Here is a 14,963-nt window from a genome sequence, read left to right as displayed (position 1 = left end):
TAATTAATTTGTGAACAACGAAAGGAGTGGACAGGTCTTGCTAAAACAATATTAGCTAAGATTTTTAGAATCCAAAACTAAGATAATAAAAAGAGTAATTGTAAGAGTTCTACTTTTTCTAACTTTTTATACAAAAGTGTAAATTTTACCAAAATTTACGAAGCAGAGGGTGATTTGTAGCTTACAAACTTTATGGTATAGTGCCTTTCTTTTTTTGTATTAAAATAAGTTAATTACTCTTTATTCGCTTCTTTCATAAGATTTAGTTCGTGTTGGTAATTTACCTTTTTCTTTACGGTAAAAGGCATTTTATTAACAGCCGATGTTTTTAAGACAATGGCTTTTTTAATGTTCCCTTCTTTGTAAAGTAAATCTGCTTGTAAGTTTTCTGCCCAGTATTTCCCCGGAATTAATTTATAGCAATATTTAATCCATTTATTTAATGTTTTTATTTCCTTTTTGGTTTTAATAAACCCTAGGTAATCATTTCCAACCGATGTAATAGCTTCTACTAAATTATTGGCTTTTTGGCCTTCTTTGTATAGTGATAGTAAATAATCGGTAGTGGCATCTTTACCAAATTCTTTGTCCTTAGAATAAAACGCGTAATGCTCTTCATCTTGTTTATGGATGTTTTTAATTGTTTTAGCATTTATCAGGCTATCAACATATTTTTCAGCTAAAGATTTAAATGCGTTAGGTTTATTCGAAAAACGGTAATAATCCAATTTGTAAGTATATAAATTGTCGCTACTCTTACCCTTAATGTCATCAAACTTTTGAAAACGATCGATGATGATATTCATTAAATCAGCATCTTCGGTTCTTCTGGTTTTTTTTAAAGATTTTAAAAATACCCCGTTGCGAAAGCGTTGTAAAGCCATTTTATCACGTCCTTCAGCGATAGATATATAATAATCATAATTGTTATTGAAGATAGCTTCAGCTTCAGAGCCTAATTCGATATCTGATTGTTTTTTAAGCAGAAACTGCATCATTTCAGGGCTTGCCTCGGTTATTTCAGTTTGCACTTTTAGCCAGGCATCCATGCCTTTGCTTACATCGGCACCAAATTCTTCCATCTTATTGTAATAGAGTTTTAAGAAAGCTTCATCGTTTTGTTTCTCAGGAAACATGTCCTGAAGTTTTTCTAAACTGTATTTCGTGGTCGCACTATTTAAAGCATCTTTACCAAAGCCAATCATATTTTTTCCAGGACCAATACCAACAGCTTGGTGCACTAAAGTCCCATCTCCATTAACAAAAACTAAAGTTGGAAACGCCGTAACATTATAGCGCATAGCTGCATCTTTTCCTTCTTTTTCAGCATCTAGTTTTAAACTAATGAAATTGTTATTATAGAATTCACCATTTTGTTGCTCTTTAAAAGGCCCTGATGCTAATTTTTTACAAGGACCACACCATTCGGTATGAAAGTCGATGAAGATGAGTTTGTCCTGTGCTTTAGCTAGTTCTAATGCTTCTTCGAAAGGTATGTGTTTGAAATCGATACCTTGTGAAAAGGTAACAGTTGTAACAAAAAATAATAGAATTAGAAAAGATGATATTTTCAACATTTGTGATTTTATAAAATTGCAGTAAACAAGATTAAGCTGTTAGTGTATTAATAAGACGTAAAATTGCTTATTTGGAGTGACAGACTCGTAAAGAATGCTACATGTTAACGTGTTTATAATTTTTTTAAGCCAGTTTTAACAAGGCCATAAGAAAGCCTTGTTTGTAAAAATGTAACTTGCACCTGTTAATTCATTAACATTATTAAATTATCTATACTTAGATAAATTCTTATTAAATATCATGAGATACATTTTAAAAACATTTATTATACTAGCAGGAATTAGTTATTCAATTACCTCACAAGGTCAGGAATTGTTTAAGAATAATATCAGGCAATATAAGGTGAAGCTATTAGGAGAGGCAGTTAAACTAATTGATTCGGAAGAAGTATTGTCTGCAGATTCCATGGAAGTTACATTTAAGACTAAAGGATACGATCCGGTGCATGTAGATCTTAAGTCAATGAAAAAGAAAAAACTCAGCCCAGATAAGATTTATGATCAGGTTTCTGAATCTATAGTAATTGTTTCTCCTGCTGGGCGCTGTGGAGGGTTGAGTGAGAATGGTGTTGAGTGCAAGCGTATACATACCTATCCTGCTTCAGGGTATATTGTTAATTCCGATGGTATTATTGTGACTAATTATCATGTTGTTAATAGTTATACGACAAAGAATAACACAACAGCAAGAGATGTGCTTTTGGTTATGCTTAAAGATGGCAGGTCTTTTCCTGTTGAGGAAGTATTAATGGCTGATAAATCGAATGATTTGGCTATAATAAAAATTAATCCTAAAGGCGCTAATCTTAAGCCATTACCCATAGCAACTAAAGATGCTAACATAGGGGATCCTGTATATGTTGTTAGTCATCCTAAAGGGTATTTTTATGCCTTTTCTTCAGGAATGGTGACTGATAAATTTAGTGAAATTAATGCAGGTCAGTACAGAAATCTTATGGGGATTTCGGCTGATTTTGCAGCAGGATCCAGCGGAGCTGCTATTATCGATCAATTTGGAAATGTTATAGGTACGGTATCGTACACTAAAACCTTAAAATATTCTGATGATGCAGAAAAAACTCAAATGGTTCTTAAAGCTATTATTCCTTCATCTTGTCTTCTAAAACTAATGAAAGAAGGTAATTAAGGTTAAAAGTTAGATGTGTAAAACAGCAAGAGCTATCAATATGGTCGATTTTGCTGTTTAATTAATAACCAATAGCAGCACCTTCAGCACTTGACGTATCTGAGGCACCGATAAGAATGTGGTTTGTTGGATCTATTTGAATACCCATCAGTTCGCCAAGACTTTTTATAGGAGCCAAATGATGCCCCATAATTTCCAGGTTTTTTTTAGTATCTGGTGATAGTTTGTCGGCTTCGTAAACAATCCGGTCAGGAAGCCATTGATGGTGGATTTTTACGGTTTCAATGGCTTTATCAATAGGCATGTTATATTCTAGAACATTTAATACGGTTTGAAAAACGGTATTGATAATGGTTTTTCCGCCGGGAGTCCCAATAGCTAAATAGGGTTTGCCATCTTTTGTAATAATAGTAGGTGTCATGCTCGATAACATGCGTTTTTCTGGTTGAATAATGTTCGGGTTGGTGCCAATCAAACCTTCTTTGTTGGTTTCATTAGGTTTCGGGTTAAAATCGCCCATTTCGTTGTTGAATATAAAACCAAGTTTGGGAGAGCCCATTCCAGAACCATAAGAATGTTCAAGCGTGTAGGTTAAAGCAACGGTATTTCCATGTTTATCTACTACCGAAAAATGCGTGGTGTTTTCTCCGTCGTAAATTCTTCCTAAATTTGCTGGATTACTGATTGAAGCCTTATTCATATCAATATTTTTAAAACGGGTTTCAGCAAAGGTTTTAGAGGTTAATTTGTTTAACGGAATATCTGGGTTAAAATCGGGATCACCAAGATATTCAGCACGGTCAGCAAAAGTTCTCCGCATCACTTCTGCCAGAAGGTGAATATATGGAGTAGAGTTAAATTCAATGGAATCTAAATTAGCCTGTTCCATCATATTCATCATTTCAATCAGCGCAACACCTCCAGAACTCGGTGGTGGCATGGAATAAATATCGTAACCTTTATAACTGCCTTTTATAGGTTTTCTTTCTATAGCTTCATACTTCTTTAAATCCTCTTTGGTGATTATACCTCCATTTCGTTTCATATAGTTTTCAATTTCATTGGCTACTTTACCATTATAAAATCCGTCTTTTCCGTGATCTCTTATTTGTTTTAAAGTATGAGCCAATTTGGGTTGCCTCCATACTTCTCCATATTTTATAAGGTCACCGTTATCATTTTTAAAATAGTTTTTAATAAAATCGATATTAGAATATGTGTTGAAGGAAATCGCAGCTTGATAAAGGGAATAGGGCAGTTTAAATCCGTTTTCAGCCAAATCAATGGCGGGTTGCACTAACGTTTTCCAAGGTAATTTACCGTACTTCTGATGTGCGAGATATAAACCGGCAACGGTACCAGGAACGCCAACCGATTTCAGTCCGATGTGATTTATAGTCGATTCTCCTCCGTATAAATTTATCCCTTTAGGTAATTCTCTCGATTCATTTAAAAACATATCTGGATGAGCTTTTATGGGCGCTTTTTCCCGAAAATCGATGGTTGTCGCGAACCCGGTTGTATCTAAAAAGACTAAAAAACCACCACCACCAATATTTCCTGCTGAAGGATGCGTTACCGCTAAGGCAAAAGCTGTAGCAACTGAAGCATCTATTGCATTTCCGCCTTGTTTTAAAATATCGACGCCAACAGCCGAAGCTATTTTGCTGCTGGACACCACCATGCCATTTTTAGCGTGGGTTTGAGCATGTGTTTCAAAGAGGGTAATCGTTATAGAGAAAAGAAATGCAAGGACTGTTTTAAGATGCTTCATACAAAAGAGCTTAACGATTTGTAAATGGTGTAATAGATTGATAATCTGTTATAATGAATACCAGATAAACTAAGATAATAAAAAGAGAACGGACTTTTTATTTTGAAATCAAAACTGATAAATATCATAGCATCAGGATACTACATTTTCTACATTTATTGAGGAAAGGTGAATAAATAAAAAATGAAAACTACGGTAGATGTTATCAAGTCTTCAGGTGAAAAAGTAAAGTTTTCACTTGAAAAACTAAAACAATCGTTATTGCGAAGTGGAGCGAAGCGAGCCACCGTAGACATGATTGTTAATAAAGTGTTGGATGAACTTTATGATAATATTTCGACTAAGGAAATATATAACCGTGCTTTCGCTTTGTTAAAAAGGGAACAGAGTTATCTGGCTTCAAAATATAAGTTGAAACGTGCCATATATGAGTTGGGACCCACCGGTTTTCCGTTTGAACGCTTTATAAGTGCGGTTTTAACGTATTCAGGTTATAAAACAGAAGTCGATAAAGTGCTTCAAGGAACTTGTATCACTCATGAGATTGATGTGGTAGCTACAAAAAATGATACAACTACAATTGTGGAATGTAAATTTCATAGTGAAAAGAGTTTTAAGTGCAATGTTAAAGTGCCCTTGTATATCCATTCGAGATATAACGATATTAAGTCGTACTGGAATTCGAAAGCAAAAGAAAATACAGTTTTAAAGGAAGGTTGGGTAGTTACCAATACGCGTTTTACCGAAGACGCCCTGAAATATGGTAAGTGTGTTAATTTGTACTTGCTGAGTTGGGATTATCCTTTAGATGATGGTTTGAAAGACCGAATTGATCGTTTGGGATTGTACCCCATAACGGTTTCAACATTACTAACCAACCGAGAAAAACAGTTTTTATTAAGTCGGGATATTGTGTTGTGCCGGGAACTTATCGGAGATGCTTTTTATTTAGATCATTTGGGTATTTCTGAAAAACGAAAAGAGAAAATATTAAACGAAATTAATATGCTATGTCATCATTAATCATGGACGATTCCGTTAAAATAACGTTTTTAGGAGCTTCAGGTACGGTTACAGGATCTAAGTTTTTTATTGAAACTTCAGAGAAAAATATTTTAGTGGACTGTGGCATGTTTCAAGGTCTGAAGGAACTGAGATTACAAAACTGGGACGATTTACCTATAGATGTCAGTGCTGTGGATGTGATTTTGCTAACCCATGGCCATTTCGATCATGTGGGGTATTTGCCAAGGTTGTTAAAACAAGGTTTTCAAGGAAAAATTATAGGTACGGCACCGACGTTGTCTATTGCTGAAATTGTGTTGTTAGATAGTGCTAAAATTCATGAAGAAGATGCCGAAAAGGCCAATAAAGAAAATTATACCAAGCATTATCCTGCACTTCCTTTTTATAACAAACAGGATGTAGAGCGCATTATCAGAAAATTTCAGGTAGACATGCCAAACAAATGGATTTTTCTATCTGATAACATATCCTATCGTTTTCAATGTAACGGTCATATTCTGGGATCTACTTTTATAGAAATTGATATTAGTGGCAAGCGTTTTGTTTTTTCTGGCGATGTTGGTCGTATTCACGATTATTTATTAGAAAGTCCTAAAAAACCGGAATGGGCCGATTTTTTGTTTATTGAAAGTACTTATGGCGATAAACTCCATCCAAAAACCGATGTTGAAATTGAGTTAGCCGAGATCATAAACGATACCATTCATAATCAAGGTAATTTAATCATTCCAAGCTTTGCCGTCGAGCGTTTACAAACCTTAATATTCATTCTTTGGAAACTATATCAGCAAAACAAAATACCCAACATCCCCATTTTTGTCGATAGCCCAATGGGAACTAATGTTCTTAAGGTGTTTAAACAATATACCAATTGGCATAAATTATCCGATGCGGAATACGATGCCATGTGTCATCATGTAAATATTATTCAATCGTATAAAGAAACCTGGGAAACCATTGACGATAACCGTTCTAAAATTATCATCGCGGGTAGTGGTATGGTCACTGGAGGTCGTGTGCTCACGTATTTACAGCAATTAATCGATCAGCGGTCTACAACCATTTTATTGGTTGGGTTTCAGGCGGAAGGCACTCGCGGACGTTTATTAAAAGAAAGCGCGCATGAAATTCGGTTTTACGGAAAATATTATCCGGTAAAGGCTAAGGTGAAAAGTATTGAAAGTTTGTCTGCCCATGCCGATCAATATGAATTATTAGATTGGATGAACAACATTATGAATGTGCCTGAAAAAGTGTATTTAATTCATGGAGAACCTAATGCCTTAGATGCCTTTCGATTAAAAATTAAGAATACTTACGGGTGGAATGCTACCATTCCTAAGTTGTTCGATGTAGAGCATATTAAATTGTAATATGAAGATGAAATGAAGACCTAAGTTTTAAAACTTTTGAATAGTAATTAAACTAAAATGTTAATAAGCCAAATATTAAAACCATATTAACGATGAAAACACAAGAAGTAAAAGGGTACAGAGTATGGCTAAACTCCGAAAACATGCATGAAAGTTCACTTAAATGGCTATCTGAATTAGAATTTGCCAAAGATGAACAGTTGTTTTTTAATGATTTAATTAAGTCGTATACTCTTCAGTTAATTGACTCTGAACATTTTGAAGATGCTAAAAAAATGTCTGAGCAAATCAGTAAAACTCATGACGACATTATTGCTTTGATAGAAGCTGTGAAACATCATGAAAACGGATTGGAAATAATGGTTGATGGATTAGATCAATATGAGGAAGAACAAGCCTATAGAGATGAACATCGTGACCTGATATTAAAAATAAATGCCTTTTTAGATGAGTATAAAGACCTGAAAAAAGAGTTGTTTATACTTATAAAAGGCGTCATAAAAGAAGGCAAGCAAAAACGTTTGCTATAGTGGCGTAATTAGTTGTTTAAGGCTTTCATGAATTTGAAAGCCTTTTTTAATGACTATTTAAGTTTAAAGCAATTCGTTTGCAGTGTTTTATGGTCAATTTTAGTGAAAATATGTTGTTCATTAATAAAATCCTTACTTCCGTCTAAACTTTTTTTGAAAATCGAAGTATTAAAATATCTTGCAGAGCAAATTAAAATATTAAAGATGAAGCTTCAATTTACAGTACCTATTTTACTCGTTTTTTTAACGTTTTTCACTAGTCTTAATGGACAAAATTCTAATAAAACAAGTGATTATCAAATCATTCCAAAACCAGCGTATCAGGAAATTTTAAATGGTGCGTTTAAAGTCGATAAGAAAACAAAAATAACCTGTGATGAAACACTTCAGCAGGAAGCTAAGTATCTTTCAGAGCTTTTAGGAGCAGCTTTAGGGAAAACATTAAAATTAGAGGCAAAAGTAAACAGTGGCGACATCATTTTAAAGCTAGATGAAAACATTGAAAATAACGAAGGTTACGAATTAACCGTTGATAACAATCAGATTGTAATTTCAGGAAAAACCAGTACAGGTGTATTTTATGGTATTCAAACTTTAAAACAGTTGATGCCGTCTGATATTGTAAAAGCGACTAAAATAGGGAGTAATTTTACAATTCCTGCTGTTGTTATTAAAGATGAGCCGCGTTTTGTTTACCGAGGTATGCATCTCGATGTTGGTCGTCATTTCTTTCCGGTAAGTTTCATTAAACAATACATCGATTTAATCGCGATGCATAAAATGAACACGTTTCACTGGCATTTAACTGAAGATCAAGGTTGGAGAATTGAAATAAAAAAATACCCTAAACTTACTGAAATTGGAGCTTACAGAAACGGAACGATTATAGGGCATCATCCGGGTACAACAAACGACCAAAAAGAATATGGAGGCTTTTATACACAGGAAGAAATAAAGGAAGTGGTTACATATGCAGCGAGTAAACATGTTACAGTAGTTCCTGAAATAGAATTGCCAGGACATAGTGCTGCAGCTATTGCAGCGTATCCGGAATTGAGTTGTTTTCCTGAAGAACCAACAGATTTAGGGAAAAGTCCTATGTCTGAAAAAAGTAAAGAACTTCAAGCCAACGGAACCGCTAAAGTGGTTTATGAAACCTGGGGAGTTACCGGAGATGTGTACTGTGCTGGCAAAGAAAATACATTTAAGTTTTTAGAAGATGTATTAACTGAAGTACTGCCGTTGTTTCCTTCAAAATATATTCATATTGGTGGCGACGAGTGTCCGAAAGACAATTGGAAACGTTGTCCAAACTGTCAAAATAAAATAAAAGATTTAGGCTTGCATGATGAACATGAATTGCAAAGCTATTTTATTCAGCGTATCGAAAAATTTGTAAATGCCAAAGGCAAACAAATTATTGGTTGGGACGAAATTTTAGAAGGAGGTTTAGCTCCTAATGCAACGGTAATGTCTTGGCGAGGCACTAAAGGAGGTATTGAGGCTGCAAAACAGCACCATGATGTGATTATGACTCCAGGATCTCATTGTTATTTTGATCATTATCAATCAAAAGATAAAGCAAATGAACCTTTAGCGATTGGTGGATTTACAACGGTTGAAAAAGTATATTCATATAATCCAGAGCCGGAAGAATTAACAGCTGAAGAAAAACAGTATATATTAGGAGCTCAAGGCAATGTGTGGACTGAATATATGGAAACTACCGATTATGTAGAGTATATGATTTTACCACGAATGACCGCTTTGAGTGAAGTGGTTTGGTCTGCTCAAGAGCAACGTGACTGGGAGGATTTTAAGCTAAGACTTCCAAATTTAATTGAACGTTATAAAGCCATGAATTTAAATTATGCTAAGCATAGTTTAGCCGATGAAAATCCAGAATAATTTAAAAGGTTCCTGTTTCAGGAACCTTTTTTTTAAGCAATAGGTTTTGAATTCTAGCATAATTTAAAATCTAAACTTCTGTTAAATAGATTGCTCATAATTAAAATTTTGTAACTTTGTTTCATCATGAAAGGTGTATTTCTTAAAATAATGGCAATCTCAATGGCATTTGTAGTGTTATTTACTACGATGTCGTTTACTTTGAATATGCATTATTGTGGCGATACCTTGGTTGAAATGGCCGTATTTCATGAAGCCAAAGGTTGTGGGATGGAAATGGTTGCGCCTTCTACAGAGGTTTGCACGATTTCAAAGAAAAATTGTTGTGATGATAAACAGTTGGTTGTTGAAGGGCAGGATGAATTACAACAGTCTTTTGAAAAGACATCATTTAATCAGCAATTATTTGTTGCTTCTTTTGTCTACACCTTCATAAGTCTTTTTGAAGGTGAACAACAACTTGATAAATCTTACATAGCTTATAAGCCACCACTCGTAAGCAGGCAAATCTACAAACTGGTCGAGACCTATTTAATTTGATTTTAGTAAAACGGTTATAATACCTAATGGTGTTGTGACCTCGTTGTGTTTAGAGCATTTTTTTAAGATTGCTCTTAATTTATCGTATACAATGTTTTAATTACTAAAATTTCAAAACCATGCTAAATAAAAGCATAAAGTTTTTAATAGAAAATAAATTGGTCGCTGTTCTGTTACTCGTTTTATTCATAGGTTGGGGAACTGTAAATGCGCCTTTCAATTGGGATACAGGATTCCTTCCAAATAATCCTGTTGCGGTAGATGCCATTCCTGATATTGGAGAAAATCAACAGATTGTTTTTACCAAGTGGGACGGACGTTCTCCACAGGATATCGAAGATCAAATCACCTATCCTTTAACTACATCTTTATTGGGGATTCCAGGCGTAAGAACCATTCGTAGTTCGTCTATGTTTGGGTTTTCAAGTATTTACATCATTTTTGAAGAAGATGTCGAATTTTACTGGAGTAGAAGTCGTATTCTGGAGAAGTTAAATGCACTTCCAAGCGGATTGTTGCCGGAAGATGTTAGCCCTGCTTTAGGGCCAGACGCCACAGGTCTAGGGCAAATATATTGGTACACACTTGAAGGACGCGATCAGGAGGGTAACGTTACTGGAGGCTGGGATTTACAGGAGTTACGTAGTATTCAGGATTACTATGTGAAATACGCTTTGTCTTCAGCAAGTGGTGTTTCTGAGGTCGCTTCTATTGGAGGATATGTGCAGGAATACCAGGTAGATGTTAATCCGGAACTGATGCGTCAATACAATATTGGGTTACAGCAAATTGTAAAAGCCGTTAAAGAAAGTAATAGGGATATTGGTGCCCAAACTCTTGAAATTAACCAGGCCGAATATTTAGTGCGCGGTTTAGGGTATGTTAAGTCTATTGGTGATATCGAAGAAGCGGTTGTCACTTCAAAAGATTTTACTCCGATTAAAATTAAGGATGTCGCCAAAGTATCCTTAGGGCCGGCAGCACGTCGTGGTATTTTAGACAAAGAAGGTGCTGAGGTTACCGGAGGTGTAGTGGTAGCACGATATGGAGCCAACCCGATGGAAGTTATTAATAATGTAAAAGAGAAAATAAACGAGTTAAGTTCAGGCTTACCAACTAAGGAACTTAGTGATGGCAGAATATCTCAAGTTACTATTGTTCCGTTCTATGATCGTTCAGAGCTTATTCAGGAAACTTTAGGTACTTTAAATGAGGCGCTGACTTTAGAAATACTCATTACAGTTTTAGTTATTGTAGTTATGGTATTTAACCTAAGGGCTTCCATACTTATTTCCGGCTTATTACCTGTGGCCGTACTTATGGTGTTTATTGCTATGAAATTCTTCGGGGTTGATGCTAATATTGTTGCGTTGTCAGGTATTGCAATTGCTATTGGTACTATGGTAGATGTCGGGGTTATTCTCTCGGAAAATATCATTCGTCATCTTGATGAAAATAATGAAGGGTTATCCATAAATACAGTTGTATATAATGCTACGGCCGAAGTTTCAGGAGCTATTGTAACAGCGGTAATGACAACCATCATCAGTTTTATTCCGGTATTCACCATGATAGGTGCCGAAGGGAAACTGTTCCGTCCTTTAGCATTCACAAAAACATTTGCATTGACCGCTTCCATTATTGTGGCGTTGTTTTTAATTCCGCCATTTGCGGCATTCATTTTTAAAAGGAAAAATATTAAAAGGAAGTTTAATTATGTATTAAACATCGTATTATTTGCATTAGGAGTAATAGCCTTAGTTAATGGATTTTGGTTAGGGTTTGTGTTAATCGGTTTTGCTATTGTAGCATTATTGAATTTATATTTTAAAAGAGAAACGTATCATTTTTCTCTTTTCTCTTTTAACTTTTCGCTTACAACAAATCTGATAAATATTATTATTTCGGCATTAGTTATTGTTTTTCTTTTAGCTGAATACTGGAGACCTCTTGGGGTGGATAGAAGCATTTTTTGGAATCTTATTTTCGTAGCTGTTATTTGTTTCGGATTACTAGGTGTATTTACCCTGTTTAGAATGAATTACACCAAAATATTGCGTTGGTGTCTCGATAATAAAGTCTTGTTTTTGTCGGTTCCTACAGCAATTGTTGTAGCTGGCTTTTTCATTATGAAAAATACAGGGAAGGAATTCATGCCGTCATTAAACGAAGGTTCGTTTTTATTGATGCCAACATCGATGCCACATTCGGGTATTGAAGAAAATAAACGGGTGTTGCAGCAATTGGATATGGCTGTGGCTAACATTCCAGAGATTGAAACGGTTGTAGGAAAAGCAGGTAGAACAGAATCGGCTTTAGACCCTGCGCCATTGTCGATGTACGAAAATATTATTCAGTACAAACCTGAATACATGTTGAATGCTAATGGTGTTCGCCAACGTTATAAAGTGAATGACGACGGTGCCTATGTATTAAAAAACGGAATGACATTGCGAGCGGAAGAACAAGAAGCGTGGCAATCTATTAAAGCAAAAGAGCAGCTCATTCCAGATGATGACGGCGAGTTTTTCCGAAACTGGCGTCCTGAAATTCAATCTCCGGACGATATTTGGAACGAAATTGTAAAAGCAACAAAGCTTCCGGGCGTCACTTCAGCACCTAAACTTCAGCCTATCGAAACCCGATTGGTTATGTTGCAAACAGGTATGCGTGCACCTATGGGGATTAAGGTGAAGGGTCAGGATTTAAAACAAATTGAAGCCTTTGGAATGGAACTTGAAAACGCATTAAAACATGTCGAAGGCGTTAAGCAGGAAGCTGTTTTTGCAGATAGAATTGTTGGAAAACCTTATGTGTTAATCGATATCGATCGCGATAAAATTGCACGATACGGTGTAAGCATTGAGCAGGTACAAAATGTGTTGAAAGTAGCTGTTGGAGGTATGGTGTTAACACAAACCGTTGAAGGTCGCGAACGTTATGGGGTTCGGGTGCGTTACCCAAGAGAGTTACGTGCTAATCCAACCGATTTAGAGCAAGTGTATATTCCTGTTGAAAAGGGAAGTCCGGTGCCACTTAGCGAACTGGCAACCATTCGTTACGAACAAGGACCGCAGGTAATAAAGAGTGAAGATACCTTTTTGGTAGGCTATGTGTTATTCGATAAACTGGATGGGTTTGCCGAGGTTAATGTAGTTGAAAGTGCGCAGAAACTCATTCGGGAGAAAATCGAGTCTGGAGATTTGGTAGTGCCAAAAGGTATTAGTTATCAGTTTACTGGAAGTTATGAGAATCAGTTGAGGGCAGAAAAAACCTTGTCGGTAGTGGTGCCACTGGCTTTAATGATTATTTTCTTAATTCTGTATTTTCAGTTTAAATCGGTAGGAACATCATTAATGGTGTTTTCAGGTATTGCTGTAGCTTTTGCTGGTGGATTTATTATGATTTGGTTGTACGGACAAAGCTGGTTTTTAAATATGTCGTTTTTTGGTGAAAACCTGCGCGATTTATTCCAAATGCATCCCATAAATCTAAGTGTTGCTGTTTGGGTCGGATTTATAGCCCTTTTTGGAATAGCTACCGATGACGGTGTGGTTATGGCAACCTATTTAACACAAACATTTGATAGGAATACACCAGAAACAAAAAAAGAAATCAGGGCTTCTGTAGTTGAAGCAGGAGAAAAACGTATCAGACCGTGTTTGATGACGACAGCAACCACTATTCTTGCGTTATTACCAGTATTAACATCAACCGGTAGAGGTAGTGATATTATGATTCCTATGGCCATCCCAAGTTTTGGGGGCATGTTAATTGCCTTAATTACGCTGTTTGTTGTGCCGGTGTTATATAGTTGGAAAGCAGAGTTGAAAGTTAAAAACTAAAAGAGAGATGAAAGTATATATTAATAATTTTAAGTTATTCTTGGGGCTTGGTTCTTTATTCTTGAGTTTTTATTCTGGTGCTCAGGATTTAGATCAGCTTATAAACGAAGCAGTAAGCAATAGTCCGGAGCTTCAGAAATTCGATATGCAGTATCAAATCGCTTCCGAAAAGGTTAATGAAGTGCATGTTATTCCAAATACCGAATTTGGTTTTGGATATTTTGTCAGTGAACCAGAAACCCGTACCGGAGCTCAAAAATTCAAACTGTCAGCAAAACAAATGTTGCCTTGGTTTGGAAACATTACGGCCAGAGAAAATTATGTTGGAGCTATGGCCGATGCGAAGTATGAAGATTATGCGATTGGCAAGCGTAAACTTATGGCTTCGGTTTCGCAGTCGTATTACGAATTGTATACCATTAAGGCTAAGCAACAGGTATTAGCCGAAAATATAAGTCTTTTAAAAACGTACGAGACTATGGCACTTACATCGGTAGAAGTTGGCAAAACTTCTGCAGTAAGTGTGTTGCGATTACAAATGCGCCAAAACGATTTACAGCAGTTAAAAGATGTTTTAGTTCAGCAATATATGGCAGAACAAACCAAGTTGAACAAACTGTTAAACCGCGATAGTAATAATAACGTTGTGGTAATAGATGATTTAGTAATACCGAGTGAAGATTTTGATGGTTCATTAGAACAGTTAGAATTACATCCTGAATTGATTAAATACGATAAACTTTATCATTCGGTAGAACAATCGGAGTTGTTGAATCAAAAAGAAAGCAGCCCGATGATTGGTTTTGGTTTGGATTATATCAACGTTGAAAAGCGTCCTGATATGGATTTTACAGATAATGGGAATGACATTATCATGCCAATGGTTTCAGTGTCGATTCCTATTTTCAATAAAAAATATAAATCGCAAACTAAACAAAATGAATTACAGCAACAGGAAATAGTATATCAAAAGCAGGAACGCTATAATGCCTTAGAAACGACTTTAGATAAAGCTTTAAAAGACCGAGCTTCTGCACGTATTAGTTTTAATACACAAACCAAAAATTTGAAACAAGCTAAAGATGCCGAAAGTATTTTAATTAAAAGTTACGAAACAGGCATCATTAACTTTAATGATGTTTTGGATATTCAGGAATTACAGTTAAAGTTTCAAATGAATCAGATTGAAGCGGTAAGAGCTTACTATATACAGTCCACTATTATTAATTATTTAATTCAGTAG

At 35.5% G+C, this 14,963-nt stretch carries 10 protein-coding genes; 8 read left to right on the top strand and 2 right to left on the bottom strand.

Translation table 11 applies throughout. The annotated features are described in order from the left end of the window. Window positions 1-233 precede the first annotated feature (233 nt). Window positions 234-1,577 carry a thioredoxin family protein gene (locus ICJ84_RS11480; RefSeq protein ID WP_188216554.1) on the bottom strand — a complete coding sequence of 448 codons (1,344 nt, stop codon included), beginning with the start codon at window positions 1,575-1,577 and terminating at the stop codon, window positions 234-236. 241 nt (window positions 1,578-1,818) lie between these two features. Between ICJ84_RS11480 and ICJ84_RS11475 the strand changes: the two genes are divergently transcribed. Continuing rightward, window positions 1,819-2,724, top strand: a complete 906-nt coding sequence (locus ICJ84_RS11475; RefSeq protein ID WP_188216553.1) for a S1 family peptidase — start codon at window positions 1,819-1,821, stop codon at window positions 2,722-2,724. Window positions 2,725-2,785: 61 nt separating this feature from the next. Here the strand turns inward: ICJ84_RS11475 and ggt are convergent, their stop codons facing one another. After that, window positions 2,786-4,498: a gamma-glutamyltransferase gene (ggt, locus tag ICJ84_RS11470; protein WP_188216552.1), complete on the bottom strand. Its 1,713-nt coding sequence runs from the start codon at window positions 4,496-4,498 to the stop codon at window positions 2,786-2,788. 183 nt (window positions 4,499-4,681) lie between these two features. Here ggt and ICJ84_RS11465 point away from each other — a divergent pair, with 183 nt between their 5' ends. From ICJ84_RS11465 to ICJ84_RS11435, 7 genes are all read left to right on the top strand, one after another. Then, on the top strand, window positions 4,682-5,521 hold the full coding sequence (locus tag ICJ84_RS11465) for an ATP cone domain-containing protein (RefSeq protein WP_188216551.1): 840 nt from the start codon (window positions 4,682-4,684) through the stop codon (window positions 5,519-5,521). Beyond that, window positions 5,509-6,897, top strand: coding sequence for an MBL fold metallo-hydrolase RNA specificity domain-containing protein (locus tag ICJ84_RS11460; protein WP_394367625.1), 1,389 nt, complete (start codon window positions 5,509-5,511; stop codon window positions 6,895-6,897). The genes ICJ84_RS11465 and ICJ84_RS11460 overlap by 13 nt, the downstream gene beginning before the upstream one ends. 92 nt (window positions 6,898-6,989) lie before the next feature. Then, window positions 6,990-7,427, top strand: a complete 438-nt coding sequence (locus ICJ84_RS11455) for a hypothetical protein (protein ID WP_188216550.1) — start codon at window positions 6,990-6,992, stop codon at window positions 7,425-7,427. A 204-nt stretch (window positions 7,428-7,631) separates the two neighbouring features. After that, complete coding sequence (locus ICJ84_RS11450) at window positions 7,632-9,335, top strand: beta-N-acetylhexosaminidase (protein WP_188216549.1); 1,704 nt, start codon at window positions 7,632-7,634, stop codon at window positions 9,333-9,335. Between the two features lie 126 nt (window positions 9,336-9,461). After that, the gene (locus ICJ84_RS11445) at window positions 9,462-9,875 is read left to right on the top strand and encodes an HYC_CC_PP family protein (protein ID WP_425549730.1); all 414 of its coding nucleotides are present in this window, start codon (window positions 9,462-9,464) and stop codon (window positions 9,873-9,875) included. Window positions 9,876-9,994: 119 nt separating this feature from the next. Next, window positions 9,995-13,720 carry an efflux RND transporter permease subunit gene (locus ICJ84_RS11440; protein WP_188216547.1) on the top strand — a complete coding sequence of 1,242 codons (3,726 nt, stop codon included), beginning with the start codon at window positions 9,995-9,997 and terminating at the stop codon, window positions 13,718-13,720. 7 nt (window positions 13,721-13,727) lie between these two features. Then, a complete protein-coding gene (locus ICJ84_RS11435) occupies window positions 13,728-14,963 on the top strand; it encodes a TolC family protein (protein WP_188216546.1) in 1,236 nt (411 codons plus the stop codon).

The organism is Aestuariibaculum suncheonense, assembly GCF_014596935.1.
GTDB lineage: Bacteria > Bacteroidota > Bacteroidia > Flavobacteriales > Flavobacteriaceae > Aestuariibaculum > Aestuariibaculum suncheonense.
The sequence above is the reverse complement of the archived record's forward strand: the minus strand, read 5'-3'. Positions and strand labels throughout refer to the sequence as shown.